Origin of the sequence: Paraperlucidibaca baekdonensis, assembly GCF_003387535.1 — a bacterium.
GTDB classification, from domain to species: domain Bacteria; phylum Pseudomonadota; class Gammaproteobacteria; order Pseudomonadales; family Moraxellaceae; genus Perlucidibaca; species Perlucidibaca baekdonensis.
In genome coordinates this window covers 437712-464424 of record NZ_QUNR01000003.1, presented here as the reverse complement: position 1 = coordinate 464424, position 26713 = coordinate 437712, and the positions used below count along the sequence as shown (strand labels likewise).

The window sequence follows — 26713 nt, the reverse complement described above, 5'->3', positions numbered from 1 at the left end:
TCGTTGATGGGGGGTTTGTCCTTGCTCATGGTGTCTCCGGTCTGATGCGACAGTGTCGCTTGGTAGACCGGTTACACAAAGTCTAGGACACCCTCTTGCAAAAGCGTACTAACTGACCCAATTAAACCTGAACCCGGGCTATCACAACGCCAACGCAATCTTGCAGAAACCTACTCCATTAACACGCTATCCCTGATTGAAGACCTTCTTAGAGGCATCTTCAAAGGCGATGATTTCAACATTCAAGAGTGGCAAAACTTACGTCTGCAGCTACTTCGTCAGCCCACACTGAGCGAACCTTCAGCCGATTGCCCGCAGCTGTACCTACATGCACCTCAATTACCATATGGCTTCAGTGGCAACCTCGATGCTCAGCCGAATTGGAACAATAGAACCAGGCGCGACCTCAAACTATTTGATGCGGCATTAACCCCCACAATGGTTGGAGAGGTTGAATGCCAACTACCGCTACTTATGCGCAATGCAGTTATCCAAAAACACTTTATCCGTAACGAATTTGCCACAAGATGGCTCGATCAACCGTGGGTTATGACACCAGCTGCTTATCAAAATATTTATAAAGGTGCATTAGGCGAGGAGGCAATTAAAGCACTGCTAATTGCCTATGATTTTACAATTGAAGAGCTACCTAATACGGTCTTTGAGCGCTTCGATTTTATTGCAGTCAACAAGCAAAATTTGCGCATTGCCATTGATGCTAAACATTGGGCTATCGGCAACGAAGCACATCACCATGAGCAAAAAATTAAGCTCATGAAGGCTCACTGCAACATCCATCATTTTGCCTACATCAATCTCATCGGTAGTGAAAACTCCACAGTCGAGTTTGTCGATGACTTCCTCAAGCCAAGCAAGCCTAACTTCAGCACCTTGATAGTTCCTGGTGTCATTTATGCTCGCTCGGGCGCGACGCTAGAGGCACATATAGCGCCACTGCAGACCTGGACTGGAGCAACCCAATGATCACTGTATACACGTCAATGATTGATACCGAACTAAATTACACCGAAATAACCAAACGCTTTGACTTCATCGCAATTTGGCCTCAGGACTTTGGACAAGAATCATCTAATGAGCGTCTAGTGGATTTGATAACTAGGCTATATCGCCTAAAAGACCGCAACTTTTTGGCTATTGCCAAAGACACTTATCGCAGCAAGCGCTTTGTGGCACTAGTCGCCAAAGGCCAAACCATAAATTTCACAGATGACAGTGTTGCCGTGAGAGCGCTTCATGGTGATGACTTGCCCGCCCCCTGGCTCATATTAAGCCTACTGACGAATGCCCTCCCAACACAGCTGATTATGAATAGCCAAAGACCATCGCCATGGTTTTTGGCAACCAAACTAAATTATGTTGTAGAGCATAAAACTAACAAAAATGGCTTTAGCGAGATTATTTGTTGCAGAGTTGAGCCCGCCACCTGCCAGGGCATTGGCGGGCAACATATAAAGCCGAGTAGCACGACCTTTAGCTCACGAGAAGCTCACTTCTTCAATGATGGCTTAGTCAGGCGCGCACAAAATCAGCCTAGTTTTAATCTCGATAACGCAAGTCAGTTACTAGCTCGCCAAGGTGCTGGGGCGTACATCAACATCCCTCTATATAAGGGGGAAAAATCACGTGCACCAGCCTATGAAGTCTCGGCTAAGTCTCCTGAGAGCTTTCAACGCACTCGCTTAGGAACGTTAGCGATATTTTTAAATGATTTTAATCAAGCGTATAGCGACTTAGCAAAGATAACGCTAAAAACATTTGAGGCTGAGCGAACCAGGCTCAAGAAGAAAACGATAGATACCAGCTATTTAGAGCTAATGGCTTTATTACAAGGGCAGACTATAAATCTCATCGACAACAGCGAAGACACGACAGCGGCCTCAACGTTGACTGATGCACTGGAGCACCGTGGTTATCAAGTAGCTACGAATACACAGCCAACGAATGGACTCAATCTACACCTCATCAAACCAGAGGCATTTTATAAAAAAAATAAACTACCTGATCCCTACCAGCAGCTACGCGAACAATATCCAGAGGCTGTAATTCAGTCTTGTACCGACGAGTCAGTGCATAGTGGCAATAAACATATCTTTGATGTCGCATTAACTGAGCTACTAGTGAAATGGGAAATCGCTCAAGGTAGGCTCATTGCTAACTACCCTAGCCTGCCTGCCGAACTTATTTTCATGACGGCAAGCAAGCACCCAGATAAGAACAAAAATTCCTGGATTTGGTTTTGCTCACAAGTCATTGAGCAGGAGATTACTCTTTGGATAGCGGACCAAGCTGAAACCAATCTCATCCTTTCCTGTGCAACGAGCGGTCAATTTAATCGCCTACAAAACAGTTATCGAATGCCATATGTCATCTATAACAGCAAAACAGAGCAATTAATGTTGCTTGAAGACACACAAGCTCTTTCGATACCAGATCATAAAAGCTTGGCATGCATACTCAACGAAATTGAACAGGCCCGGAAAAAAACTGTCCCCGTAGCACTCGTACATGAATTTCTCAATGAGCATCCATTGGGTCAAGATTTAGCAGAGACACTGCAGCAGTTATTGGCAACCGCTATAGATGGTCAGCTCGCCGCAACCGATGTGGCAAACGTGCATCATAAGAGCAAAGCAGAGATCGCTTTTCACCAGCATCTAGCCTTGCATGGACATCAGCTCAACACATCACTACGAGGAAAGGATGGCCCTCTTGGCAGTGTTAGAGATATTTGGTTGGTTCCAGATCAAGGGCTTTATTGCACAGGCTCAAAAGACTCACCGCAGCAACTAACGGAGAACTTTTCACATATTTATCATTTAGACACCGCAGGCGAGAGCTTTCCTGACTGGTTTATACCGTCACTGCAGGTTTGGCATATTCGACATCGCAATGCGACGACTATCCCATATGTGTTTAAACATCTTCATGAGTTCCAGCGCCAGCAGCTAGCTTCAGTTGAAGATGATGGTAACAATGCTTAAACATTTCAGTACCATCGAGACACGAGTCTACTCAGAGCAATTATTTTAATAAATGGAGCTCTGTTACAAAAAATAACAATTATTTAGGCGCCTACCTTTTTTCTAATCAAAATTTTCACCTGAAGCCCGCCGGCTTGCATGAACACTGACTTCATTCAAAAATAGTTTGTCAACTCGGGTTGTTAGAAAAATATGTTTTTCTATCTCGCCTAGTCTCGCCTAAATTTTCTTTTTCAATTCAGCAACTTGAGCATCTTCCGCACACATAAAAAAGCAGGTAGCTTGATGCTTCCAATCAATGAGGAGCAAAAAAATGAAGCACCCAGACTACGCCACAATTGCAAAATTGAAGGACATCTTAGGTCTTAGTGAGTCAACGCAATGGAGAATGCGCAAAGACGGGAGGCTAGCCTTTTTTAAAATTGGCCGAAGCGTTCGATACAAGTTATCGGAAATACTAGAGCAGCTTGAAGCAAGATGACCCTAGTAATTGTAGCTTTAAAGGAACCATTGAGCCCGCTCCTGTGGGCTCAATGGTTTAAAAATAAGCCTTATTGCCCACAACCTACTCCTTAAAAAACTCCATTACATCGTCAACATTCGAGGTCACCACTGCATGACTTAGGAAAAATAAACACCGTGGGCACCGCAAACCCTCGCCCTATGCCACCTAAGCTGTTTAAGCAGGCTGCTTAAACACCGGCCTTAACCACAACTAAATTAGCCAACAGCCATAAATTGCTTGTACCTACTTATTCGTTAGCAGCCCAGCTCAAGCAGATGCAGCAGCTAGAATCTCCGCTTTAGCAAGTAAGTCTGGCTGCCCTGCACTTGTCTCTGCCTCAACTATGTATGGTTTCATAATTCTTGCCACCTCTTGAAATGCCAACATCACCACCGAGTTGCCAAACTGTTTGTAGGCGCGAGTATCGGATACTGGGATTCGGAAAGTATCTGGGAAGCCCATAAGTCGTGCACACTCGCGGGGAGTCAAACGACGAGGGTTAGCGTCGTGACCACGGTCTACAAGAATTTCTGAGCCATCTTTATAGTAACGAGCAGACAGTGTGCGCGAGATCGACTCAGAAGTGACTAAGCCAAAGCCAAAGCCGTTACCTTTGGCGCGATGCTTCGCCGCATAGCCTTGTAAATATGCCCAAAGCTTATCGCTAAGAATATACTTATCACACGCTCTACCCAGTTGATGGTCAAAGAAACGATCCCCATCCCACTCAAGTAACGGCTCTGTGCCATCGGTACGATGCAGTATGTCCTTCATGCGTAGCACGCCCTTAGCTGGAAGCTGAAGTGCCTCCCACGTAAACGGTGTCGGATCGCGGAAGCCCACTAGGACGAGACGCTCGCGGTGCTGCGGAACAAAGTGTTGGCCATCTAAAATGCGAAAGTGCAGCTGATAGCCAAGCTCTTCTGTCAGCACTCGCTGAATGACATCAAAAGTACGTCCTTTGTCATGCGACTTGAGGTTTTTCACATTCTCTAACATGAAGGCACGTGGACGCTTTTCTTTAATGATGCGTGCTACATCAAAAAATAAAGTGCCTTGCGTCTCATCAGAAAAGCCATGAGCTCGACCCAACGAATTCTTCTTGGAAACCCCAGCAATTGAAAATGGTTGGCACGGAAATCCCGCTAGCAAAACATCATGATCTGGAACGTCCTTTTCATGAAGCTGGGTGATGTCACCGTTCAGGCTATGGACGCTTTCAGGATAGTTTCTAAGGTAGGTTTTCTGAGCATAACTATCCCACTCACTCGTAAAGACACACTCGCCTCCGATGGACTCGAACGCCATACGCAAGCCACCAATGCCAGCGAACAAATCGACAAAGCGAAATTCGCTAGGGCCGCGCTCCCTATCTAGGGGCAGCATTAGTTGCTTAAGACTGTTAATGATATAAGGCTTTGGCTCTGTCTCTCGTAGCTCCCAGCGCCGGATAGTTCCAGCATTTACACCCAATTCATCAGCAAGCTGTTTATGCGTATAAGTGCGCAAAGCCTTGGTCAGATAGTGGTAGATTAGATCGTTACTCATGCAGACCTCAACGCTGGGAACTTTTTCTGCATACTGCACGAGCATAGACACACAAGCAACAGAAATCTGTCCTTATGAACAGTATAATATGGACCGCAACAAGGCTCACTCGTAGGATCGCTAACCATGGCAAATAAAAACCCTCAGCTCTCAAGCACCGCACAAACAGCACCCCCCTTTGTGCAAGAGCCAACGTTGCTGCTGTCCAAGCTGCTCGATCATTCAGATGCAATTTTTGTTAAGAAACTGTCGCTAAACGACCGCGACTGGTCACGGCTACCAAACAAGCATCAAGCTGGGGTTTATGTACCGCCTGCCGAACGCGAAGGTGGGTTTTTCCCGCCGCTGACGATCAAAAATAGAGAGGACGCTAGCACAAAGGAAATTCGTGAAGCTTTCTTTGAGATTGAATGGATCGATATTAGTGAGACCAAAAGGGCACGCCTTGTAAATTACACAAGCAAAGGGCAAGAAACCCACCTCACTGGCCTGCCAAAGCCTGCATTTCGCGCTTTAGCGCCCGCCTCTCTTTTGGTCATTGGGCGATGCAATGGCAAATACCAAGCGCTGACACTGGACTCAAATAGCGAAGGGTACGAGCTGCTTGACGACACCTTGTCACTAGCGCCCGATTTTCGCTCAGGGCTATTTGTCATGTCGTCAATTAAGAGCTCTCGAGAAGAGAAAACGCTTACCTTTATCGAAGATGCAGTAAAGGCCTACTTCGATGGCTCTATTGTCGCGCTGGCCAAAAAATACGAAGTCATGCCGAGCACTGTTGATCTTGCTTCAGCAGCCCGCGCACGCTTCATGATAGACAATAACTTAAGCACGCTTAACCCATTCGTCATGGCTAAGCCTGGAGATGCCATCCGTGAAATCAGTCGTGGTGTGGAGTACGAGATATTTAAGGACCTTCAGTTAAGAGGAAGGGCTCTTCAGCTGATTCGCATAATTCTAGGCGACGATCCTAAAGCACATACCGCCGAAAAAGCACTTCGTGCCATAGTAGTTGAATACCCAAAAATTGATGCCTTGTTGCTTTCTGCCGCTCAACAGCGAAAGTCACGAGCAGGATACTCATTTGAGCACCACATCGAGGCCATGATGATCGATGGCGGAATTCCATTTCAGAAGCAGGTGGTGATTGAAGCCAAGAAAAGACCTGACTTTATTTTGCCATCACTCAGCCTTTTCAATGAGACTGGCAGAGCAGTAAAAGAAGCCTTGGTACTCAGCGCAAAAACGACATTACGTGAGCGCTGGAAGCAAGTCAGCGGGGAAATGAAAAACTGCGACCTTTACCTTGCCACAGTCGATGAAAATATTGCTGCAAATGCAATCGAAGACATGGCCTCTCAGGGAATTCTGTTAGTGGTGCCAGAGAGTCTAAAAAACTCTGACACCACCGAGTATAAAAAGCAGACTAACGTGCTTTCATTTAAGGCTTTCTTCGAAGATGAAATTGGTAAAGTGCGTTGGCCGTTGTGGGTAGCTAGAGGGCTTGCACAAGCCCAATGATGCCTTAGCTCCGGCAGCCCCGAAAAACTTGAAGCTGTGTCCGGGATTAGCTGACCACTACATTTTGTCCTTTCTCATAACCAAGCAAGAACAAAAAACCTTCGACTTCCTTTGTTTTCGTTCCTGCTGGAAAATGATTTGTGCAGTCGTATCCCATTTCTACCCTTGATGCTTAACGCCTGAGCTCAGGTGCGTTTGCGGCGACAGGTGCTTTTGCGGAAGCAAAAGTGCGTGGCGGGGTAAACGTCACCTGCAGCGATTTGTTAGATTTCCGCTGCGGCATCGAAATCACCCTCCGCCATTTCAGAGTTGATCTGAAGAACTTCTTCCTCCACAGAGTCGAGAAGTCCTCTCATTGGCTCAATATCTTCGGCCGAATCGAAAATGTACCCGATATATGCTGACAAGGCCGATAGGACAAGCAGCGGAACCATCACAAATTGATTAGGATGGGTGTCGCAATCGTGGTCTCGAAGTACCAGGGAGCCATCTTCCTCTTCTTCTAAATAGTGCATCAGCAGGCTTGGCCACGTTCCGTGGACATGATGCGAGCCCAAGCGCTGCCCCACAACGTACATAAGCCTTTTTTGTCCGAGATCAGAAACCATTGCCGCGGTATTTGGGAGCTTTTTGGTCTCGGAGACTTTGTCTTCAGTCATCTCGGCTAATGCCATATGACGCTCAATGGACTTGAGCATTCTTTGCTCAATTACCAAGACTTGGTTTTCATCGCGGTCGGCGATATTGCCACGTATCTCCGCCGACAGTTCCACCTCTGTTTTGAGGCCGTCTGCGAGAAATCGGTTGAACGCATCTTCTGTACCCTTGTGGCATAGCCACATGACCTTCACACAAGATTCAAAGATGCATCGATCCAGCAATGCTGTGGTTTCGCCGAAGCGGCCATTGTGTGACAAGGCGATGTTGGCCAGCATTAACCGGGAACAGCGATTCAATAGACCAGTCAGTACGGAGTATTGAATTTGCGGAAACTCCCTAACTGCCGGTGACTCTTTCTCAATCAGTGCGAAGAAAATGCAGAGATGGGCTATGAACTTGTACCACTCGAACAGCATTGGCATGAAATCACCGGACTTGCGCCACTTCTCGATCTCGGCGTCGGAAAATTTCGGAGGATCTGGTATCTGCATTTGTTCCACTATGGCACCCGGAAATCTAACGCCTGAATTCAGCGGCGTTTGAGGCGACGCCTGTTTTTGCGGAAGCAAAAATGGGTGGCGGGTCAAACGTCCGCAGCAATGATTTGTTAGGCACGTGCCGCATAGATGAGCACAAATAAGCAACTGAAGAAAACCAATCCTGAACCCAAATGTAAGACGTACCGAGCTAGCCTGAACTGTGCGACAGATACCCATATGTCGTAAAGGCATTCAAACGCCATACTCTCGTCACCTGGGTCCAGGCCTGTATTGGGATTCACTTTCCCTTGGTCTCGGCGAGTCCAGGCAATTCGAGCTTGATGCCTGAAACGGTGGAGCTTCCAAAGGTTTGTCACAACCGGGAGATCAAAAAAATCGTCTAGCACCGTTGGCAAATCTACCCTTATGACGTGTGAGCCAAGATCTACAGGAATTTCTGGATTCTTAAGCGTGAAGTGATGGGAATTTCCATCTAAAGCTTTCCTCTCCTCTTTTCGCGGAAGAAACGCCCAACGTCTCCAGCGCTTTTGCTGAAAAATGTCTTCGAAAAAGATTTCTACGTGTGTATGTACACGATCTAGCAGGTCACGTTCCCAGGCCCCAGCTAGCGCACATAGAGCTGATCCAAACGTGGCGAGAATTGCACCAGACGCCAATAGACCAATCAACGTTTCCCGAGATTCCGGTGCCGATACTACAAACCAAGCCGGTGCCAACGACAATATGTAAACAAGTGAGAGCAGTTTGCGATGAATACGCAGCGGTCCTGAATCGACCGTTGTCATGTCTGGGCGTTCTTCGTCGCCGGTTCGTTTTTCGTTCATGTTTGGTATTAGTGCCTAACGCCCGCCATCAGGGGCAAATTTGGAGTGAAGCCGAAGGCGTAACGGAAAATTTGTCCCTTGCATGGCGTTGTTAGGTAACAACTTCTTTGGATTTTGTTGCCCGGGCTTCTTTGAGTATTCTAATGCCGCCCCTGATTACTACGGCGGATATTATTGCCCCTATGACCAAATCTGGGTATCTGCTGCCGAGAATCCAGACCAAAGCGCCAGAGCAAATGACGCCAATGTTGGCAATGACATCATTTGTGGAGAAAATCCATGATGCACGCATATGAACTCCACCATCTCGATGTTTGTAGATGAGTTTTAGGCAAGCAATGTTAGCCACTAATGCAAGAAGACCAACTGACATGATTAGTATGCTTTGAGGTTCGCTCCCATACATTGAGCGACGTATAACCTCGAAAAGGACTCCAAGACCGAGAATGATTTGGAGTGCGCCGCTGACACTTGCTGCTTTTGCTTGCTGCGAAATGCCTTTACCTACAACGTAAAGTGAAATTCCGTAAACGGTAGCATCCGCGAGCATATCCAATGAATCTGCGATAAGACCGGTTGATTGGGCATATAGGCCTAGCGCTGCTTCAACAACGAACATTACTCCATTGATAGCGAGTAGATAGGTCAGGGTAGTTCTTTCTAGCTTCTCTGCTTGCTCTGTGCCGCAGCCGCAATCTGACATGGTTTCGGTACCTATTGGTTGGTGGGATTTGTTACCTAACGTTTGGTTAAGGGGCGGGCTTTAGCCCGTCCCAGTGAGCGGAGCGAACGATTTGAACCACTTGTTAGCCCCCCACTACGTATACCTTGGAGTGCCAAGCATACTTGTAATTCTGATTCTGTCTTCTAGGTCATGACTTTTAGCAGCGCTTCGAATTGCAGCAATATCTAATTCCGATAGAGATGGACCTAGGTATATTCTTTCGATGAGTTGAGGAATATCGAACTCAACATTCACGCCTTGCTCGGGTACTACAACACCAAATTCCTCCGCCATACGAGCAGAAATTGCTAAGCGAAATTCATTTTCCCATGAGAAAGCCATGTGCTTGTACCAGAAGCGCTCTAGCATGTTTATGCGAAGGCGCTCTTTAAGTAAGTCTACATAGTTTACGTTTCCAGCCCAAAGCTCTTCGTGGCCATACTCTGGTTTTAAGCGAAAGGGTTTAGCCGCGGCGCTAATACGGCTAGGGGTTGTGCGTATAGCGACTCCTTTCCACTCGCCAGCATAGAGTTGCCACATAGCATCACTCTCGTAATTTGCTCGGTGCCAACAACTAACTTTTGTGAGGCGCCTTAATTCTTCAAAGGCACGTTCATCATGCACAATCTCAGCATAACGTGGATCAATTGGGAATCCAGCAGGTAGGACTGCAACAGCACCCTCGAAAGGATCAGCGAATTGCCTTGCTGACGCAAAATAGAGATGGCTCGACTGTAGTAACTCCAAGAAGCGCTCTGTTTTGAAATAGCGCCAGAGTGGTTCGTTCATGTCGAGTTCTTGGTTGCCGATGATTCGCAAATTTACTCCTGCTGGGGGCTAACGCCCGCATTTGCGGCTGGCTTGGAGCGCAGCGGAAAGCCAGTCCGACAACATGCGCTTGTTAGGGGCATTCTGCCTATACTTAAACATTGTTCACACCCCATTTCTCGCTGCTTTAATATCAAGCAGGTTTATCTGATTTATTTTGTCTTTATGAATGACAATTGTGAGTCTTGCTGGATATTTGAAGCGCATCTCGCTAATGCGAAATGTCCAAAGCATGATTTTCAAAAGGTCTTCATCACTTATAGTTTTGTGGCCTTTTATTCGTGTGATTCCCGATCCGAATATTGGTGTTGATACGCTTTGCTGAGCGTAAACATTATTAACCTTGTCCCAGAAATTTATTAGAAACTCTAAATATTCAGGCATTGTAAGTATCGCTTTATTATCCTTGTCGAATTTAGAGAATGCTGCCAGGAGGTAACTCTTGTACATACAAATCGTGCCAATTTGAAAGCGACTTCTCTTGCCATTCGTTCTTCTTTCATTGATCCCAATAATTTCACTCTGGTCAAATGCATAGCTCTCAATATACTTATCAAGATCTTCGACTGATCCCTCAAGGTGATTTTGAATAAAAATTCCATTAAGAGATTTTTCAGATATCAACTTGTTGTCTACTTGGGTATCAAAATACTCATTAAACGCGATTGCTTTTAACCCCTTCTCGCTGAAGATGTCGCCAACTTTTATTGTTACATCGCTACCTTCGACCTTTATATCTATATGGTTTAAGGTGTTGGACCATATCCAAATTACAACATAAATTACCAATAGTACGGTTATAAAGAGCCAGCCATAAGCAGTTCGGCACCCTTCAGGAATATCTACAAATAACACTACCAACGACAAGGTTGCACTAATGGCGGACGTAATTTTTAGAAATGTTTCAAATACCCTTTTGTCTATGAAACTTACTTTTGACATAATTTTATATTTCCGTCTTAAAGACTCAAGGGTTGTACCGATATATTTTTGGGTCAGTCTTTGTAGATAACATAAAGTCTTCGTCGCTCAGCGCACTCTTAATTAGGCTTTGCTTGAGAGGGACATGCAGAGTAGGAACATTGCTCATGGAGTCTCTAAAAACAGGCAATTTGTCCCAAAGTTTTTTCACGGATGCCTTTAGTGAGCCATTGTCAAGAAGACTCTCCTTAGAGTCATAATCTGGATAGATAACTATAACTGGGAGCTCTTGATCATTTATCCCATAGTCTATTTCTTCTCGAAGAGCTCTGGAGCTAACAGTATTCGAGCTGAGGAATAAAACAATATTTTTTGAACTCCTCAGACGCTCTCTCAGCCTAGGCTTCAATGTTGTTTCCCAGTTACTGTCATCGCGAACATTGTAGGTCTTGCCATGACTATCGAAGAACGGAAATGATGCATCTTTTCCTTTCCATGCTCTCAGCATGTTGTAGTAGCAAAAATCCTTGGTCGCATGGGCTGCAAGCGGGCTAGCATCAAATGGCTCTGCAACATAAAAAGCCACGTAATTCCCATTTCGATATGCCATGTGTCCTCCAAATGATTTCAATGCTTAAATTTTCTAGGGCGTAAACTGGCCCCTAACGCCTGAATTCAGCGGCATTTGAGGCGACGCCTGTTTTTGCGAAAGCAAAAATGGGTGGCGGGTCAAATGTCCGCTGCAATGATTTGTTGGGCGACAACGGCACGCGCTTGCAGTTAAAAGACTGCTGGGCCTTCATGCTTTTGTGACCAATACCGAACCACACCCAATCATAAGTGTGCCACCCAGCTTTCTTGGCAGGTCTGACGATACCTTGTGCCTAAGGCTTTCAACAATTCTTGAAGCAAATATTGCATAGGTCAGCTTCACGCCGCCAACTGTGACGATGGTAATTAAACCGATGGCCACGGCCTCACTTAGACCGACCTGTTTCATATCAATCAAGGTTGGAAAAAGGCTGGCATAAAACAAAATTGCCTTAACGTCGCCAAGCGTCAGGAATATCCCCGCCAAAAAATCCGCAACGTAAGAGGCCTTGCTTGTAGGGATACTTTGAGTTTCCAGCGATGATTTGGACCTGAGAATTCCAACCCCCAGCCAAATCAGGTAAATGCCACCACAATATTTCGCAACAGAAAATAACGCACCAAGCCACTCAGCCAAGACGCTCATGCCGACCAGTGCCATTGCGACAAAAATTAAATCACCTGCCACGATGCCCAATGCAGAAAACACCCCGCTGGCCCTTCCCGAGCTGACTGACCTAGCCACCACGAGCGCGACACTCGAACTTGGCATTGCGGCCAATGGCAGCATTACTAAGAAAAGCGTTAGTGCTTCAAATGTACCCATGGCCGATGCATCTACCTCTATTAAGTGTTGAGTATAGAAAAGATCGGAATAACTACACCAGTTCCAAAGGTGTTAAGCAGTTGCCGCCCATCGCCTGAGTTGGGCGGCATCAGCTCCGCGGTCAAATTCAACTTGAGCAAGGGGAAGGCCCCAAGAGCATCAACATCATACAAACGCCTCTTAAGATTTATTGACCTGATTCGAAGGGTTTCTGCAGCTCTTCATATCCGCCCACAATAGAAACAACTGTGTCACAGACAGGACTCCCGCCGCAGTAATAAGAAGCAAAGACATGGGCTGTAAGAACTCGTTATAGCCCGTAACAAATAATGCCGTATGTAGAAGCAATGTAAGCAATCCAAGCGCTACGAGATAAATGTGCGCCAAGTACATCCTCTGGGATTGTTTCACCACGTGACGAAAAGCCATAAAGACACTTGCGATGATGGGAAGATTCAACAAAAGATTGATCTGATTGCCCCCAGGAATTTTAAACATATTCCATTCGTGCCAGAACGCAGCATCAATCTGGTGAACACATAACACCGTCGCGTTTAGGAGAAAAATCACCTCAAGCCATTGCCTTGATGACATTTGTATTTCCCGATCATGAAAACCGCCAACGTACGGTGATCATTGGTCAAGTTCAACTACCTCTTAGGTAATGGCGCCCAACGCCCAGCTTAAGCCGCGGGCCCGCCGGAAGCGGGACCGTCGGCTTGAAGCGTTGGTTGGGCATCATTTCGGCCAGACATTACTGAAATCCATCTTGACTCTGATGCTGTTCTCGAAATCCATAATCTGCCTTGCACAATCGATTTTCCCCCACCAGCGATCAACGGCATATTGGTTGATGGAGTCGCGGTAGAAGTACAAATTGCTTCCGATCTTCTGGTCCTTGTTGACAGGCGCCAGCACGCAGGCGAGACCTAAAGCGAAAATTGTGCTCTCAGGTAGAGTCAAAGACTGCGCCTCGATGTTCACCATGAATTGATGACGCCCCTCTGCGACCTTAACAGTGATGCCGTACCCCTCCGGTAGCTCATCCCCATGCGCTAGGTTGCAGCGGAATGTCTCGTAGACGATATCTTCGAACTTGACCCCGAGGTTGCCCTTAGCATCCTTGAAGGGAAATACCGTCTCCTTCAAGTTGATGCCACCGAACATGATTTCGATGATGTCTAGGTTGTCGGAGATAAATTTCCGAAACCGCTTACCCACCTTATCAATCTCGGGGTAGGTCTTCTTTGCCGTTCCATCCACGGCTAGACAGACGAACAGCATTGCCTTTTCAAGGTGCCCGGTATCACAGGCGTCCAGGGACTGTTTGATGTGCTCGGCGATTTTCATGATGCCCAACGCTCCTCATAAACGGCGCCATAGCGGAGTGGCATTTGCGCATAAAATGGCGAAGCCATGCGCAAATGACACGGAGTCTATGGCGTCCGTTTTAATGGGTTTGTTAGCTGATTTTGGAACCACATAAAGGACACTTTGGTTTAGCTGCATTGATTGCTTCCGAATAGCTCATCTGAACCGCCTTCTCTACCTGATTTGAAACACATTCAAGATTGCTGAACGTCCATATACCATATGACGAATAAGGATTATCCTTTTCGCGGTACGAAGCTGATGCTCTATGACCACAAGAGCATTCAATCTCTTTTATCTCCGCCACGTAAACCTCCCTTTATCGATGCTCAATTATGATATCGCTATCTCTTCGCTCGTCTGCGCGAATGAAAGCAGGATGGTCTTCGTCAAGGCAGCGGAACTCTAGAACTGTTTCACCTGCTTCATTGAACCATCTATCGTTTGTCATGTTGGATTGCAGTAATCGCTTACCTTGTGACATGCAAAATTGACCGGCTTCCTGAAAAGCCATAGTTGTTGACTTTGTAGTTCCACCACAAGCAGGACAGGCGACGGTGCTAATCATGTAGGAATCAGGCCCGGTGGGAACAATATCACCAGTCATAGTACAAGACACAACTAAGCCAACAATTGGCAATAAAAGTACTTTCTTCAATGGTTCTCTCCTTTTTTACATTTGACAGATTATAAAGCTAACGCCGCATTCAGCGGCTTGTCCGCTGCAATGCTTTGTTATGCGAACTATTAGCCAGCAGCACGAGCTTTAATGCTCTGAATCACTTTTTCTCGAAACTCTCTATGTCCATGCGTTGCTCTAGGGTGAGCAATTCTAAAACATTCAATATTTGAAAATTCGTCGTCAACTGGCTTAAACTCCCAGTATTTCCCAGATATAACTTCGCCATTTTCATAGCCACTAAAGTGCTCTTCGAATAGATCCCTTATTACTTGATCAACACCAACAAAGCCAGCAGCAAAAATAATCACGTCTGGCCTCAAGCACCTTATCTGAGCGGCAAGAAGCTTTTTAGAAACTTCTGTTATTTCTTTTAGCTCATTTTTCGGGCGTGTTCTAGGGCTTTTTTTGTTGTAATCCCAAGCAAATAAATTCCCATAAATAATTGACTCAGGATTAACTTCAAGCTCCTTCGCCAGCCGAAAAAAGTACTGCTTAAAACGACTTCGAGTTTTTGTAATAACTTTCCCATTCTTACTCACTGGTAGATGTCTTTTGTAACGCCCAGTGGCCTCTTGCACAAGATCGGAAATTTTATTATTTTCAGCAAACTCTGCTACACGCTTAATTGTGTTTTTTTGATTGTCTGTATTCCAACCAGCAGTTTCTCGGCCAACCAACATTATTTTTAGGCTAGAGCTCCAGTATTCATCAAATGGGACAGGCAAGAATACACCAGAGTACTTATCTTCATTATGGTTAAATGAGTCAAATTTTAACTCTTTTAAAATCCTGCCATACTCATCAAGCAGCGCCTCCATTACGAGCCTCCTTTGGAAAGGTGAGTTGAGCCTTCTGGCAACCACTCAATACTCAAATCACCACCACCGAAGCGAACAATCCCTTCTTTTTTTGGTAGCACATTACATTGGCCTCGGTGTGCAATAAAATCATCTAAAAGCTCAATCAGATGCAATTTGAAACCAGACTCCGTAACCTGATCGAAAATATCCTCTTCAAGTGTCCAAGAGGTGCCACTCAAGCGGTCTTCATCATCTTCAGCACAGAAAACCACCTCACCTGTAACTTTCACAATGTCTGAATGTTGCTTAGCCAGCATGGCAAGGCGTGCTGCTTCAAAGTTTTTATCGAAATTCGACATAAATTTTCCCTTTTGCTTTTTTCAGCTTACGCCACTCAAACGACAGAATGTGTCGCAGAAGCGCATAACACCGTGCTCTGGGGCAAGCCGAAGCATAGCGTAGGCTTGTCCCTAGCAGCACTTTGTTAGGCATTAACCGCTGCTTCGATGGCAGCAATCAGATCATCAAACTCACCATCGATTTCCTTGATATATTGCTCAATGGCTACTGTTCTAATAACGCTCTCTTCAGTCTCGGCTTCTTTAGCAAGGCACATGGCATATTTATGATGATCCGTAACCTGATCTCTTTGTAGAATCCAGTCCACATCAAGACCATACTTCTGCTTGAGAAGGTCTTTGACTTTTAGGTGCTGAAAAACCTCTTTCTCTGGTGGAAGCTCCCCAGGAAACGAATACAATGCCTCTTGTGGTGCAGATCCCACATCCGCGTCTCTGACAGCTATGGCTTTCTTTCCCGTCTTATTTAGTACACGCACCGCCTCACGGACTGCATCTTTGTCACCGATGTCATGAATCGCAACTGCTTTAAGAAGCTCCTTCTTCTTGATACGTATTATTTCTGTCAGCAATACCTTAGCAAAAATATCTTCAACACAAACATCGAGCTGCCGTACATGGCCAGATGACAAAATTGAGCGCACTTGGTTAGACGAAATTTTATTTCTTATATCAACTCCATTCTCATCCCGAAGAATCAATTTTCTAGATTCTGATGGAAGAGCGTTAATTATTACACTGGAGTGCGTTGACAGGATTATTTGGTGGTGCCGTCTATTACAGACATCTAATAGATATTTTGCAAACTCATGCTGAGCACTCTCATGAAGTGAAGTTTCCGGCTCTTCTAGAATGAAAAGACTTTGCTCGGGTGCATTTTCAAGCTTATCGACCGTATAAAGAACTCTCCCCTCTCCAAAGCCCATATTGTTTTCTGAGTACGAATACCCAAGTCTTGAAGCAATACCAACTTCTGACTCCTTTCCCCTATGAGAGAGCCCTTGGAACGTGACATCATCATATTTATGGCCAATTATACGAGCCATTTTCTCGATAACTTCCGAATCAATATATCTCTTCTCCGTAAAGTGGAGATTTGCCCCGCCATAAACACTTAGATCTCGACGCTCTACTTTCGGTATATAAACTGTGAAGCCAACATAGTAGCAATGTCGTTCTGGCTGTCTTTTATAGCCAGACCATGCAGAGTTTGCTCGCGATATTGTTACTTCTTGCGGCTTTCTATGATCATCAGTTTCATAGAAATAAATCACCTTTGCACCGTCAGATATTGGTTTTGGGTCAGCAGGTGATATTGGGAAGAAATCTTTTATGTACAATCTTTTGTATTCGACGGACGTCGAGGGCTTCTTATAAGCACAGATTGCTAACTGGCCCACAGTGCTTTTGCCTGCGCCGTTTAGCCCTGAAACTACAGTTATCGGAAAATCAAGTTCAAGATCAATTGAATTGATCCCCCTGAAACCGTCAATATGAACCTTTCTTAAACAGGGTCCAAAGTTTGCATAACGATTTTTTTCAACATATTTCGATTGAAGTTTTTTGGCTATATCCGCCACAATGACTCCTTATTTGCCTAACGCTTGAGTTCACAGGCGTTTGAGGCGATGGATGATTTTGCGATAGGAAAATTAGCCAGCGGGTCAAACGTCCTGTGCAACGATTTGTTAGGCGGCAGTCCTCCACGACCCCGGAACCTCACCCGAAACTGCCCACACGGACGTAGTGTTCTACCACCGTACCCTCGGCATCAACTGGTGCCAGCGCCGTCCGATACGTGGCATCTGTCCGGAGGCTGACGTATAATAAGTCCAAATACAAATACTAGGAAAGCCCATGACCGGATTCATTGCAGTGTTGCTTTACGTGGTGTGGATGCAGTTGCTCACGCTGGCTTACGCATTCCCTCGCGTGCCAATGGCGCTGTTCGGAGGTCGTAAGTTCTCAGACTGGGAACGCGCTGAGGTTAACCGCGACCCGGCCTTCATGGTTCGTGCCAAGGGCGCGCACCTGAACTGCGTGGAAAACTTTCCGCTTTTCGCTGGCGTCGTGGTGGTTGCCGCGCTCATGGGCAAGAGCCCCGTGGTAGATAGTCTCGCGATGTTTATCCTGCTTGCGCGCCTGGGGCAGAGCCTGTCACATCTCATCAGCACTGCCCCGGCGTTTGTGCTGCTACGTGCCACCTTTTTCCTTGCCCAGGTCGGCATGATTTTCTGGATTTGCTTTCAGCTCATCGCCTGATTTTTCCCCCAGAAGGGGGCGCCTGGTACAGGACATCCCGTGATAATGGGACAGAATCCGGCCGCCTAACGCCTCACATCAGCCGACCGAAAACCGCGCAGCGGTTTTTGGGTCGGCTGGATGTGTTTGTTAGCTTTTCTTCTTACTTTTCTTGTCAAGCAACTTTCTCATGCTGTCGGTAAATCCTTTTGAGGCAGCCTTGCTTGCAGCAACTTGGTTCACCAAGAAAATGAGTATCTCACGACAAGTTTCTGCATATTCTAAGCACTCTTCGTCTGACTCAGCATGCAGACCTTCACTAAGAGCAGAATGTAGTGCCGATAAAGGATTCATACCCTCTGGCCTTAGAATTGGTGGTAATAAGTCTTTTACCAAGTCAATTTTTTCTTGCGTGACTATTGTTTCTTTTGTTTTTGCTAATGCATCTTGGTATTCAAGAAGTTCTGAGTCAGTTAAGAGTTCTGCAATTTCGTCGAGAAGACCATCAATGATTTCTTCAACTATTCTCCGGTAATAGCCAAAAGCGCCAATACCATATCCTTGCGATTCGCAGACTAACCCCTTTCGGTAATACCCAGAATGTTCTCCAAGTAGCTTTTCAATATTAACATCGCCTTTTATTTCCCAAGACGGGAACTGACCCACCTTCATTAGCCACTGTTTATCATCGGCTACTTTTATATAGAAAACACGCTCAAACTCTTGGCAATGAACACACAAGTACACCATGCGAAAAACAAGACCCTCTACAGGGTAATTGCTGTACTCACAGTTTTCCCAATATTTGTTAGTCATTACAAAAGTTTGATTAGAACTGCATTTCGGGCATTCCATATTTATCTGAACTACAGGAAGCACATCAGTTCTTGGCGGCAACTGAGTCACTTTGAATTTTCTGTAAAGCGAATATTCTTCTAAAAACTTCTTATATGGCATTGTTTTTCGGTAACTCCATTTATAAAGCTAACTTAGTTTATACCGCAGGGTTGCGGTGTAATAATTTTGATCTGCTGCATAAGACGGGGTAGCGCAAGGAAAGTTCAAAGGCATCAAAGCTTTGGAAACTTAAACACAACACTCCTTGCCATCAAATACCGCACATTCTGTGTCCTAAAGCATGCCATGCCATTTTGTAGGCGACAATCTCGCTGCATAACAATATTAACTGGCGAAACTAAGAAACTGTGACTAGCTTTAACTACATGATTCCACAAGGAAGCGGAAAGTCATGTCATCAGCAGCCCCAGAAAAAGACCGCATCTCTGCCCCACCATCATTGCTAGAGCAAGTGCGCCGCCGCGTGCGCGCTAAGCATTTGAGTCGGCGTACTGAGCAGGCGTACACGCACTGGATCAAGCGCTACATACTCTTTCATCAGAAGCGACACCCGAGTGATATGGCCGCCGCTGAGGTTGAAGCATTCTTATCGTGGCTAGCGACAGATCGCGAAGTGTCGGCCTCGACACAAAATCAGGCGCTTGCCGCATTACTGTTTCTCTACAAGGAAGTGCTGAGTTTAACGCTACCTTGGCTAGACAATATCACCCGAGCTAAACCGCGTGTACGACGACCTGTTGTGCTATCGCATCAGGAAGTGAGTGCCTTACTGACACACATGCATGGAGTCACGGGCCTTATGGCACGCTTAATTTATGGCACTGGCATGCGCCTCATGGAGTGCTGTCAGCTGCGCATCAAAGATATTGATTTTCATCAGCGCGAAATTACCATTCGTGCGGGCAAAGGCGGCAAGGACCGCGTGACCATGTTGCCGGCCAGCTTGGCCCCCGACTTACAAGCTCATATCAGTAGCGCTCGCCGCTTTCATGATCTAGATCGGCTCAATAACGAACCGGGCGTTTCCATGCCTGATGCACTCGCGCGAAAATATCCTAGCGCACCGACCAGTTGGACATGGTTTTGGTGCTTTCCAGCAGATCATCTGTCGACAGATCCAGTGAGCGGCATTCGCAGGCGGCATCACCTCTTTGAGCAGGCCGTGCAACGCGCGATCAAGCGTGCGGTGCAGGCAGCCGGTATTGTGAAGCCAGCGACCACGCACACCTTACGGCACAGTTTTGCGACTCATCTACTTATGGGCGGTTACGATATTCGCACGGTACAGGAACTGCTGGGCCACACCGATGTGTCCACCACCATGATCTATACGCATGTGCTGAACCAAGGTGGTCGTGGGGTTATTAGTCCACTGGACAGTTGCGTTGGGCACGCTACCGCCACTCAGTTGACGTAGTGCAATGAGCGCGGCCCATCCTTGGAGTCATTGCGAAGAAGGTGTTTGATTCATCCAGGTCAGTAAACTGGCGAAGGTGGTGTGCGGCCGCACTCCCTGCGAAAGCTCCAACTAATCTGTAGCAAACAACCTTTCATTTTGACAAGCAGAGTTTCTATGCCACTAGCACTTACTAAGGACCATAATCAGGAGATTCCTCCGGCTCAAAACTTTCATCATCCAAGTCATCCCGCGACACAGAGTCGCTCGCTGCGCCATCGACAGTTAAAGGACCTCTAGCATCGTAGTCAGCTATGGTAGTTAAATCAGGCTCAGTCGACTCATAATCAGCAAATAACAAATCATCGATTAACTGAATTGCTCTATCGTATAAGATTTCATCAAAATACCTATTCACGTACCTAGCCTGCTTTTTAACTCGACACTGTAGTGAAAAAATAAGCGCTTGCCGTGACTCTGCCAATCGTGCTTGACGAGATAAATGAAACGCTCTGCTTTCCATCATAAGCTTTTCGTAATAATCAGCAGAAAAGTCAAAGTCTTCTTCGTACGCAAAGCCAGCAAGCCTGTACTTCTTCTTACTATTGATATCCTCAATAGTGATTGAGCTACTTTTTATGCTCTTCACCTCGTAGCCATAAAAGTTGTAAAATTCGAATAAATTCTCTTTTGATTTGACTACGCCAGAATGAATGTCACGCATTGCGAGATCATGCAATCGATGTAACTCAATTTTACTTGTGGCAGGAAGCTTTTCGCCCAGGATCAAACTTCTTTTATTAACTGGATCAAGGGGCGTATCGTAACCATGAAGCACATCAAAAAAGTCTCGAAACCTTGACAGGAAATAATGGTCATATTTTTTATCAAGAAAATTGATATTTTTCCCGGAAACAAGATCGACACAGGGAATAACGAAATTTAGTTCCACATGGTCTTTATCAGTGTGTTTTACCCACATAAAGTTGACTCGATTTTCAGGTAAACCAGCACATGACAATAATTGAAAACCCTGTGTGATTTCGTTGATTTTTCGGTCATCAATATTCTTTCCCTTTAGGCTTATTACTCCTGAAACATAACTCTTTTTTAACTTTGAACTATCAATAATCGAGGCGGTTAGAGCCGGAAGACCGGAAATAACACTCGCACCCTCGCGCTCAAACTGTCGTCCGAGTAAATAATTGATGCAACCTCTGCCCGTTCTTTCGCTAGTATTGAAAATTTTAATTATCATTTTTCCAGACTCGACATGATGTTTGTCAGCTGGTGAATATCGTCGCAAACTGCCTTGAAGCGCTGGTTGAACTCATTACTAGTGTAGGTATCGCATCTTATTTTTAGCGACTGTAAGGCTTCATAAACTCTACCCAGAGCCAGCAACAACTCATGATTATGTTCGATAGTACTTTGACGACTTGTAGGCTTGCTGCGTGGACCAACGCCAGCGGCATGCAGCAGTACACGTCGTGCCCATGTCGCCACTTGCCGCTCAGGGCAGGCGTCCAAAATAGCGCTTTCTTCATCATCGTCGAGCGCTATCTTTAGTCGGTTTTTTCGCATGACCAACTCCTGTTTGTGCTGGTATGCCCGACCAAATCAAGTGAGTCTTGAGGGCCCTCTGCTATACCTTGTTGACGCCATCAGACTGCCCCCAGGATGGGGGAGCTGTCAACATCCAGGATATTGTAAGCAATTGATTCATATCGTATTTTATGGCGCCATAAGCGTTCAGATGACGCCAGTAGCGTTCAAAATTAAATAGGATTTTTTTTCATTGGAAACCCGCACCAACGACGAAAATTCGTCGTGCTGTTATACCGTGACGCTATATGACTACTCGTGAACGCTCATGAGCACTCAACAGCTAGCAACAAGCCAAATGGTGGGAAAATTGGTGGGAAATTAAATTTTTGGGAAGCCCAGAAACGCTAAAACCCGCTGTTTAGGCGGGTTTTAGGCGACTCATCTGGCGGAGAAGGAGGGATTCGAACCCTCGATACGGGCGAACCGTATGCCGAATTTCGAGTCCGGTGCATTCGACCACTCTGCCACCTCTCCGAAGGAGGCGAAATGTAGCGGATGCCGCCGCAAAACTCAAGCCCATAGGCGCTTAAATGGGTACTTTATCGACAGCATCGGCGGCTTTATCGATGCCCTCGTCGGCAGCCTCGAGTGCCTCATCAACACTGTCGCCGACAACCGGCACAACCGACACCACCGCGCCAACAACCGACAACGCCGAGCCGGCAACCCGCATGGGCATGGTGACCAATTTGGTGAGCAGGCAACCACTGAGGCTAGTCGCTAAAAGCGCCACCACCAGCAAACGCATCGATGTTTTATTTGGGAGCATGTAGCACCTCTTCTTATGTCATGAGCTAAGGCTCAGTCAATCACCAGGCCCAAGCGCGCGGCGACTTCTTCATAGGCCTCAACAACACCGCCTAAGCCTTGGCGGAAGCGGTCTTTGTCGAGCTTTTTCTTGGTGTCTTTATCCCACAGACGGCAGCCGTCTGGCGAGAATTCATCACCCAATACAATTTCACCATGAAACAGACCAAACTCCAGCTTGAAATCGACGAGTAGCATTCCGGCGTCATCAAACAGCGCCGACAGCACGGTGTTGATCTTCAGCGTGAGCTCCTGCATAACCGTGAGCTGGTCAATACTCGCCCAGCCAAATGACACGGCGTGCGAGGCATTGATCATGGGGTCGCCAAGGGCATCATTTTTCAAAAACAGTTCAAACGTGGGTGGATTAAGCGCTTGGCCCTCGGTCACGCCCAAGCGACGCACTAAGCTACCAGCGGCATAATTACGCACCACACATTCCACCGGCAGCATCTCAAGGCGCTTCACCAGCGACTCATTGGGCGACAGCAGCTTTTCGTGATGCGTGCGAATGCCAGCGGCTTCCAGCTTCTCCATGATGAAGGCATTGAAGCGATTATTGACCATGCCTTTACGGTCGAGCTGTTCGACTTTTTTGCCATCGAAGGCGGATGTGTCATTACGGTATTCAATCACCACGCGATCAGCATCATCGGTTGCGAAAACAGATTTGGCCTTGCCGGTGTATAACAAATCGCGCTTTTCCATCAGAGTCTCCGCTACCTCGGTAAAATGTTAGAGCCAACGAACCTGCAAGGTGCCGAGCAAATTACGCGACAAATTGACCGGGGCTAGCGTTTCTTCATCGCGCTGCAAGCTAATCACATAGGCTTCAGTGGCGCGGATCATGCGTAACTGATAATCCTGCTCGGCAATGGTGATGTAGACCAGGCCTAACGATTGATTACGATCTTTAATGGTCACATCGATGGCTTTGAGTGTTCGGCCAAGCTCATCCCAAACGCGCTCACGCGGACCCACCACACGCAGCTCAGGCACGCCATTGCCATCGGTACCGAACTTCACCGGCGTGCGACCAGGCGCTGCCGGCAGTGCGGCCATATCGACGCTGACTTGGGTCTTCAGTGTCGGCGGAAATGGCGCCTCGGCGGGTGCCTCGACTGCTGAGGCGGCCACTTCTGGCACCGGATACAGCGGCGTGATGGGTCGCGTGGAAACATCGGCGGGGATGTTCAGTGGCGGCGTGCTCTGCGCATCGACATACGCCAAGCTGCGATCACGAAAAAAACCGCTGCACGCCGGCAGCACAGACAGCGCTAAAACCACACACATCAAACGCTTCATGACAACACTCCAGAGGCCACCAGGGCGGCTCGAACACGCGGCTGCGCCTCTTCCGAGAGCACGGTTAATGGCAAACGAATACCCATCTCGATGCGGCCCATTTCGGCCAAGGCCCATTTCACTGGAATCGGATTCGCTTCAATAAATAAGGCGCTATGCAGGGAGCTGATGCGCTCATTTTCAGCATGCGCGCGGGTGGCATCGCCAATGAGGGCGGCCTCGCAGGCCTGCGCCATGATTTTCGGCGCGACATTGGCGGTGACCGAAATATTGCCTTTGCCGCCAGCCAAAATCAGGTCGATGGCGGTGGCGTCATCGCCGGAATACACCACCATGCCATCGCCCAATAAATCGATAAGCTCGCGGCCGCGATCCAGATTGCCGGTAGCATCTTTAATGCCAACGATATTTTTTACACCGAGCAGGCGCGCTACCGTGTGGTTTTGCATATCCACACCGGTGCGGCCCGGCACATTGTAGAGAATCTGTGGAATATCAACGGCTTCCGCCAAGGCTTTGTAATGCAAATACAGGCCTTCCTGAGTCGGCTTGTTGTAATACGGCGTGACCAGTAGCGCGGCATCGGCGCCGAGCTTTGCGGCCTCACGCGTTAAGACAATGGCTTCGCGCGTGGAATTTGCACCAGTGCCAGCAATCACCGCCACACGGCCATCAGCCACTTCAATGACTGTGCGAACCACCGCCAGATGGTCTTCGACCGACAATGTCGGTGACTCGCCCGTGGTACCAACCGCCACGATGCCGTGCGTGCCTTCAGCAATATGCCATTCGACCAAGCGTTTGAGGGCTGCCCAGTCCACCGAACCATCTGTTTTCATGGGGGTGATAAGGGCAACTAAACTACCAACAATCATGCGGCTCTCCACTGGCATACAAGGCATAAACAATCAGCAATAGTAACGGCCTGAGGCACTTAGTCACAAGACATACAGAAATGAAAAAACCCCCAGCCTGTACGGACTGAGGGTTTTATAATTTGGAGCGGGTAACGAGGCTCGAACTCGTGACCTCGACCTTGGCAAGGTCGCGCTCTACCAGCTGAGCTACACCCGCAAAGACGATGGCGTCTTAGTGTGGCGCGGATTCTAGACAGGCCGCCAGCCGCTGTCAACACAGACTACACGCTATTTTTTCTTGTCCAGCTGCAGCGCTAATTGCTCAATCACGCGCGTTAGGTTATCCATGCGCTGCGTAAGGGATTCGATATCTTTTTGGCTAGGAATGCCCAGACGTGACAGCGTGCTGCTGAGGCGATCATCAATGACGCGCTCGACCTTTTCACGCGTATCGCTGGCTTTCTCGATGACTTTATCTTTGATTTCCTCGGCAGCGTTATCGGCGAGATCACGGGTTTTATGCTCGAGCTCCTCGCCAATTTGCACGAGGTTATCAAAGAGCTTGCCGCCCTCTTCTTCGGCCCGAGAAAACGCGCCTAAGCCGGCGAGCCAAATTTGCTGGGTGTATTTGCGAAGATCTTTTGCGGGTGAAAGCTTGAGTCGGCCACGCGCCGACTGCTTTGTGTCATGTGTCATAGGCACCTCATATCAAACAATAGTGTGGGGCTTTTATAGGCCAATCATCAAGAGCCATTGCAACAGACCTGCAACACCCCCGAGCGCAGCCCCCAAGCCAATCAAAATCCATTCGTCTTCTTTAAATGCCGGCCGCAGCAGCTCCTGAAACGCGCGATTGCTCATGGCCTGTAGGCGCTCACTGAAGACATTATCGATAATTTTTGAGCGCTCCTCGGAGAAGTCTGCCGCGGTAATGGAGTCTAACGACATGGCCACAGCACGATCAGTCACGGAGTTCTTTAAATCCACATAGGCCTCAGCACCCATGGCAATTTGCAGCGCCGCGCGAATCACTGGCGAGTCTAATAGCGGCCGTAAATGCCGTTTCACAATGGCGCGCGTCTTTCCCGCTTGTGGGCCAGTCAGCACTTCCACCATGAGATTACGCAGATTGATAATTTCCGCTGTGGTTAGCGCCGATAGCTTACTAGCGACCTCGGCTTTGCGGCGCATAAACAACCCGTGCAGATGCAGCGGCCCCCAACTGATCGGCTCCACGGGGCGAAAAATCAAATTCAGCGCCAGCCAATTGGTCAAATAGCCCACCACAAAGCCGCCGAGCGGCAGCAGCCACGGCGCCGGATAGACACTAAAAATCAGCAGTTCCAGCAGGCCAAACAAAAACCCAAAATAAGCGCCCGAGCGCACCACAAAACGCAGCTCTTTGGCGCCAACCTCCGTAAATACGCGCACCACCAGGGCTTTATTGGCGCGCATCATCCGCACCACCATATCGCGCAGATCCACCAGCTGTTCAATATTCGCCGCCATATCCTCAACGATATTGTCCATGACCTCCGGCAGCTGCCGTCGCGTGCGCGCATAGACACGCCGACGCACCATCAGCGGCACGCGCTCCCAGAGCACGGCGTGATTTTCGCGCATTATCTCATCAATATAGTCTTCAAGGCGCTCATCAATATTGGCAGCAATGTGCTCGGCGATTTTTTCCGGCTCCATGGCCTGAAATAACTCAGATAAATCCGCCAGCTTCGCCAATGCGTTATCCACAACAATGCCCGCCATCTTGCCCGACTTTGCCGGCACAATGCCCTGCCAGCCCAAGCGCAGCGGGCGAAAGCCGACAAACTCGATGGGTTTGAACGTCATCGCCAAGGCCAGCCAGTTGGTTAGCCAGCCAACCAGCGCCGCCACCAATGGAATCGCCAAAAATAACGGGTCATGGGCATAATCAAGCCCCGCAGCAAGCCAGTCGTTCATCTATTTCCTGTGAAAATGGG

The 26713-nt window shown here is 47.5% G+C and carries 29 protein-coding genes and 2 tRNA genes; 6 read left to right on the top strand and 25 right to left on the bottom strand.

Annotated elements, in window-relative coordinates:
• Window positions 1–474 precede the first annotated feature (474 nt).
• From DFR26_RS08725 to DFR26_RS11355, 3 genes are all read left to right on the top strand, one after another.
• Window positions 475–984 carry a hypothetical protein gene (locus DFR26_RS08725; RefSeq protein ID WP_116208562.1) on the top strand — a complete coding sequence of 170 codons (510 nt, stop codon included), beginning with the start codon at window positions 475–477 and terminating at the stop codon, window positions 982–984.
• Window positions 981–3002 (top strand): hypothetical protein, encoded by a 2022-nt coding sequence (locus DFR26_RS08720; RefSeq protein ID WP_116208561.1) that lies wholly within the window; start codon window positions 981–983, stop codon window positions 3000–3002. Before DFR26_RS08725 ends, DFR26_RS08720 begins: the two co-directional genes overlap by 4 nt.
• 298 nt (window positions 3003–3300) lie before the next feature.
• Window positions 3301–3483: a helix-turn-helix transcriptional regulator gene (locus DFR26_RS11355; RefSeq protein ID WP_425453361.1), complete on the top strand. Its 183-nt coding sequence runs from the start codon at window positions 3301–3303 to the stop codon at window positions 3481–3483.
• 291 nt (window positions 3484–3774) lie between these two features.
• Here DFR26_RS11355 and dcm read toward each other — a convergent pair whose 3' ends face one another.
• Window positions 3775–5055, bottom strand: a complete 1281-nt coding sequence (gene dcm / locus DFR26_RS08710) for a DNA (cytosine-5-)-methyltransferase (RefSeq protein ID WP_116208598.1) — start codon at window positions 5053–5055, stop codon at window positions 3775–3777.
• A 126-nt stretch (window positions 5056–5181) separates the two neighbouring features.
• Between dcm and DFR26_RS08705 the strand changes: the two genes are divergently transcribed.
• Window positions 5182–6576: a type II restriction endonuclease gene (locus DFR26_RS08705; RefSeq protein ID WP_116208559.1), complete on the top strand. Its 1395-nt coding sequence runs from the start codon at window positions 5182–5184 to the stop codon at window positions 6574–6576.
• A gap of 263 nt (window positions 6577–6839) precedes the next feature.
• On the opposite strand, the gene DFR26_RS08700 is transcribed toward DFR26_RS08705, so the two are convergent.
• From DFR26_RS08700 to DFR26_RS08645, 13 genes are all read right to left on the bottom strand, one after another.
• Window positions 6840–7727, bottom strand: a complete 888-nt coding sequence (locus DFR26_RS08700) for a DUF5677 domain-containing protein (protein ID WP_116208558.1) — start codon at window positions 7725–7727, stop codon at window positions 6840–6842.
• A gap of 116 nt (window positions 7728–7843) precedes the next feature.
• On the bottom strand, window positions 7844–8560 hold the full coding sequence (locus DFR26_RS08695; RefSeq protein ID WP_116208557.1) for a hypothetical protein: 717 nt from the start codon (window positions 8558–8560) through the stop codon (window positions 7844–7846).
• Window positions 8561–8651: 91 nt separating this feature from the next.
• The gene (locus DFR26_RS08690; RefSeq protein WP_116208556.1) at window positions 8652–9263 is read right to left on the bottom strand and encodes a cation efflux transmembrane domain-containing protein; all 612 of its coding nucleotides are present in this window, start codon (window positions 9261–9263) and stop codon (window positions 8652–8654) included.
• A 114-nt stretch (window positions 9264–9377) separates the two neighbouring features.
• On the bottom strand, window positions 9378–10073 hold the full coding sequence (locus DFR26_RS08685) for a DUF2971 domain-containing protein (RefSeq protein WP_220375747.1): 696 nt from the start codon (window positions 10071–10073) through the stop codon (window positions 9378–9380).
• A 144-nt stretch (window positions 10074–10217) separates the two neighbouring features.
• The gene (locus DFR26_RS08680; RefSeq protein WP_116208554.1) at window positions 10218–11054 is read right to left on the bottom strand and encodes a macro domain-containing protein; all 837 of its coding nucleotides are present in this window, start codon (window positions 11052–11054) and stop codon (window positions 10218–10220) included.
• Between the two features lie 25 nt (window positions 11055–11079).
• Window positions 11080–11643 carry a TIR domain-containing protein gene (locus DFR26_RS08675; protein WP_116208553.1) on the bottom strand — a complete coding sequence of 188 codons (564 nt, stop codon included), beginning with the start codon at window positions 11641–11643 and terminating at the stop codon, window positions 11080–11082.
• Window positions 11644–11832: 189 nt separating this feature from the next.
• Window positions 11833–12450, bottom strand: coding sequence for a LysE family translocator (locus DFR26_RS08670; RefSeq protein ID WP_116208552.1), 618 nt, complete (start codon window positions 12448–12450; stop codon window positions 11833–11835).
• Window positions 12451–12630: 180 nt separating this feature from the next.
• Window positions 12631–13044, bottom strand: coding sequence for a DUF6713 family protein (locus DFR26_RS08665; RefSeq protein ID WP_116208551.1), 414 nt, complete (start codon window positions 13042–13044; stop codon window positions 12631–12633).
• A 144-nt stretch (window positions 13045–13188) separates the two neighbouring features.
• Complete coding sequence (locus DFR26_RS08660; RefSeq protein ID WP_116208550.1) at window positions 13189–13800, bottom strand: hypothetical protein; 612 nt, start codon at window positions 13798–13800, stop codon at window positions 13189–13191.
• 340 nt (window positions 13801–14140) lie between these two features.
• A complete protein-coding gene (locus DFR26_RS11035) occupies window positions 14141–14479 on the bottom strand; it encodes a hypothetical protein (RefSeq protein WP_147300285.1) in 339 nt (112 codons plus the stop codon).
• An 89-nt stretch (window positions 14480–14568) separates the two neighbouring features.
• Window positions 14569–15321, bottom strand: a complete 753-nt coding sequence (locus tag DFR26_RS08655; protein WP_025264739.1) for a hypothetical protein — start codon at window positions 15319–15321, stop codon at window positions 14569–14571.
• Window positions 15321–15662, bottom strand: a complete 342-nt coding sequence (locus DFR26_RS08650) for a hypothetical protein (RefSeq protein WP_025264740.1) — start codon at window positions 15660–15662, stop codon at window positions 15321–15323. Before DFR26_RS08650 ends, DFR26_RS08655 begins: the two co-directional genes overlap by 1 nt.
• Window positions 15663–15787: 125 nt before the next feature.
• Window positions 15788–17242 (bottom strand): ATP-dependent nuclease, encoded by a 1455-nt coding sequence (locus tag DFR26_RS08645; RefSeq protein ID WP_116208549.1) that lies wholly within the window; start codon window positions 17240–17242, stop codon window positions 15788–15790.
• A gap of 277 nt (window positions 17243–17519) precedes the next feature.
• Between DFR26_RS08645 and DFR26_RS08640 the strand changes: the two genes are divergently transcribed.
• Window positions 17520–17924, top strand: coding sequence for an MAPEG family protein (locus DFR26_RS08640; protein ID WP_116208548.1), 405 nt, complete (start codon window positions 17520–17522; stop codon window positions 17922–17924).
• Between the two features lie 129 nt (window positions 17925–18053).
• Here the strand turns inward: DFR26_RS08640 and DFR26_RS08635 are convergent, their stop codons facing one another.
• Entirely contained in the window at window positions 18054–18860 is an 807-nt protein-coding gene (locus DFR26_RS08635) for a hypothetical protein (RefSeq protein WP_116208547.1), read from the bottom strand.
• A gap of 292 nt (window positions 18861–19152) precedes the next feature.
• Here DFR26_RS08635 and DFR26_RS08630 point away from each other — a divergent pair, with 292 nt between their 5' ends.
• On the top strand, window positions 19153–20178 hold the full coding sequence (locus tag DFR26_RS08630) for an integron integrase (RefSeq protein ID WP_116208546.1): 1026 nt from the start codon (window positions 19153–19155) through the stop codon (window positions 20176–20178).
• A 172-nt stretch (window positions 20179–20350) separates the two neighbouring features.
• Here DFR26_RS08630 and DFR26_RS08625 read toward each other — a convergent pair whose 3' ends face one another.
• The 10 genes from DFR26_RS08625 to DFR26_RS08580 form a co-directional block, all read right to left on the bottom strand.
• Window positions 20351–21415 (bottom strand): relaxase family protein, encoded by a 1065-nt coding sequence (locus DFR26_RS08625; protein WP_116208545.1) that lies wholly within the window; start codon window positions 21413–21415, stop codon window positions 20351–20353.
• A complete protein-coding gene (locus tag DFR26_RS08620) occupies window positions 21412–21741 on the bottom strand; it encodes a hypothetical protein (protein WP_116208544.1) in 330 nt (109 codons plus the stop codon). Before DFR26_RS08620 ends, DFR26_RS08625 begins: the two co-directional genes overlap by 4 nt.
• A 407-nt stretch (window positions 21742–22148) precedes the next feature.
• Window positions 22149–22239 (bottom strand) — tRNA-Ser (locus tag DFR26_RS08615).
• A 52-nt stretch (window positions 22240–22291) separates the two neighbouring features.
• Entirely contained in the window at window positions 22292–22534 is a 243-nt protein-coding gene (locus DFR26_RS08610) for a DUF6726 family protein (protein ID WP_220375746.1), read from the bottom strand.
• Between the two features lie 32 nt (window positions 22535–22566).
• Window positions 22567–23280 carry a phosphoribosylaminoimidazolesuccinocarboxamide synthase gene (gene purC, locus DFR26_RS08605; RefSeq protein ID WP_116208543.1) on the bottom strand — a complete coding sequence of 238 codons (714 nt, stop codon included), beginning with the start codon at window positions 23278–23280 and terminating at the stop codon, window positions 22567–22569.
• 27 nt (window positions 23281–23307) lie between these two features.
• The gene (gene bamC / locus DFR26_RS08600; RefSeq protein ID WP_181899028.1) at window positions 23308–23877 is read right to left on the bottom strand and encodes an outer membrane protein assembly factor BamC; all 570 of its coding nucleotides are present in this window, start codon (window positions 23875–23877) and stop codon (window positions 23308–23310) included.
• Entirely contained in the window at window positions 23874–24770 is an 897-nt protein-coding gene (dapA, locus tag DFR26_RS08595; RefSeq protein WP_116208541.1) for a 4-hydroxy-tetrahydrodipicolinate synthase, read from the bottom strand. The genes bamC and dapA overlap by 4 nt, the downstream gene beginning before the upstream one ends.
• Window positions 24771–24875: 105 nt before the next feature.
• Window positions 24876–24951 (bottom strand) — tRNA-Gly (locus DFR26_RS08590).
• Between the two features lie 71 nt (window positions 24952–25022).
• A complete protein-coding gene (locus DFR26_RS08585) occupies window positions 25023–25430 on the bottom strand; it encodes a phasin family protein (RefSeq protein WP_116208540.1) in 408 nt (135 codons plus the stop codon).
• Window positions 25431–25463: 33 nt separating this feature from the next.
• Window positions 25464–26693, bottom strand: coding sequence for a DUF445 domain-containing protein (locus tag DFR26_RS08580; RefSeq protein WP_116208539.1), 1230 nt, complete (start codon window positions 26691–26693; stop codon window positions 25464–25466).
• Window positions 26694–26713: the final 20 nt, after the last annotated feature.

Bases quoted from the DNA above. Each gene is read 5' to 3' on its own strand.
- DFR26_RS08635 (WP_116208547.1), bottom strand. From the start codon at position 18,860: ATGCCATATAAGAAGTTTTTAGAAGAATATTCGCTTTACAGAAAATTC.
- DFR26_RS08630 (WP_116208546.1), top strand. From the start codon at position 19,153: ATGTCATCAGCAGCCCCAGAAAAAGACCGCATCTCTGCCCCACCATCA.
- DFR26_RS08685 (WP_220375747.1), bottom strand. From the start codon at position 10,073: ATGAACGAACCACTCTGGCGCTATTTCAAAACAGAGCGCTTCTTGGAG.
- DFR26_RS08700 (WP_116208558.1), bottom strand. From the start codon at position 7,727: ATGCAGATACCAGATCCTCCGAAATTTTCCGACGCCGAGATCGAGAAG.
- DFR26_RS08665 (WP_116208551.1), bottom strand. From the start codon at position 13,044: ATGTCATCAAGGCAATGGCTTGAGGTGATTTTTCTCCTAAACGCGACG.
- dapA (WP_116208541.1), bottom strand. From the start codon at position 24,770: ATGCCAGTGGAGAGCCGCATGATTGTTGGTAGTTTAGTTGCCCTTATC.
- DFR26_RS08675 (WP_116208553.1), bottom strand. From the start codon at position 11,643: ATGGCATATCGAAATGGGAATTACGTGGCTTTTTATGTTGCAGAGCCA.
- DFR26_RS08610 (WP_220375746.1), bottom strand. From the start codon at position 22,534: ATGCTCCCAAATAAAACATCGATGCGTTTGCTGGTGGTGGCGCTTTTA.
- DFR26_RS08705 (WP_116208559.1), top strand. From the start codon at position 5,182: ATGGCAAATAAAAACCCTCAGCTCTCAAGCACCGCACAAACAGCACCC.
- DFR26_RS08625 (WP_116208545.1), bottom strand. From the start codon at position 21,415: ATGATAATTAAAATTTTCAATACTAGCGAAAGAACGGGCAGAGGTTGC.
- DFR26_RS08720 (WP_116208561.1), top strand. From the start codon at position 981: ATGATCACTGTATACACGTCAATGATTGATACCGAACTAAATTACACC.
- DFR26_RS08580 (WP_116208539.1), bottom strand. From the start codon at position 26,693: ATGAACGACTGGCTTGCTGCGGGGCTTGATTATGCCCATGACCCGTTA.
- DFR26_RS08670 (WP_116208552.1), bottom strand. From the start codon at position 12,450: ATGGGTACATTTGAAGCACTAACGCTTTTCTTAGTAATGCTGCCATTG.
- DFR26_RS11355 (WP_425453361.1), top strand. From the start codon at position 3,301: ATGAGGAGCAAAAAAATGAAGCACCCAGACTACGCCACAATTGCAAAA.
- bamC (WP_181899028.1), bottom strand. From the start codon at position 23,877: ATGAAGCGTTTGATGTGTGTGGTTTTAGCGCTGTCTGTGCTGCCGGCG.
- DFR26_RS08640 (WP_116208548.1), top strand. From the start codon at position 17,520: ATGACCGGATTCATTGCAGTGTTGCTTTACGTGGTGTGGATGCAGTTG.
- DFR26_RS08695 (WP_116208557.1), bottom strand. From the start codon at position 8,560: ATGAACGAAAAACGAACCGGCGACGAAGAACGCCCAGACATGACAACG.
- DFR26_RS08680 (WP_116208554.1), bottom strand. From the start codon at position 11,054: ATGTCAAAAGTAAGTTTCATAGACAAAAGGGTATTTGAAACATTTCTA.
- DFR26_RS08690 (WP_116208556.1), bottom strand. From the start codon at position 9,263: ATGTCAGATTGCGGCTGCGGCACAGAGCAAGCAGAGAAGCTAGAAAGA.
- dcm (WP_116208598.1), bottom strand. From the start codon at position 5,055: ATGAGTAACGATCTAATCTACCACTATCTGACCAAGGCTTTGCGCACT.
- DFR26_RS08650 (WP_025264740.1), bottom strand. From the start codon at position 15,662: ATGTCGAATTTCGATAAAAACTTTGAAGCAGCACGCCTTGCCATGCTG.
- DFR26_RS08585 (WP_116208540.1), bottom strand. From the start codon at position 25,430: ATGACACATGACACAAAGCAGTCGGCGCGTGGCCGACTCAAGCTTTCA.
- DFR26_RS08620 (WP_116208544.1), bottom strand. From the start codon at position 21,741: ATGCGAAAAAACCGACTAAAGATAGCGCTCGACGATGATGAAGAAAGC.
- purC (WP_116208543.1), bottom strand. From the start codon at position 23,280: ATGGAAAAGCGCGATTTGTTATACACCGGCAAGGCCAAATCTGTTTTC.
- DFR26_RS08660 (WP_116208550.1), bottom strand. From the start codon at position 13,800: ATGAAAATCGCCGAGCACATCAAACAGTCCCTGGACGCCTGTGATACC.
- DFR26_RS08725 (WP_116208562.1), top strand. From the start codon at position 475: ATGCGCAATGCAGTTATCCAAAAACACTTTATCCGTAACGAATTTGCC.
- DFR26_RS08655 (WP_025264739.1), bottom strand. From the start codon at position 15,321: ATGGAGGCGCTGCTTGATGAGTATGGCAGGATTTTAAAAGAGTTAAAA.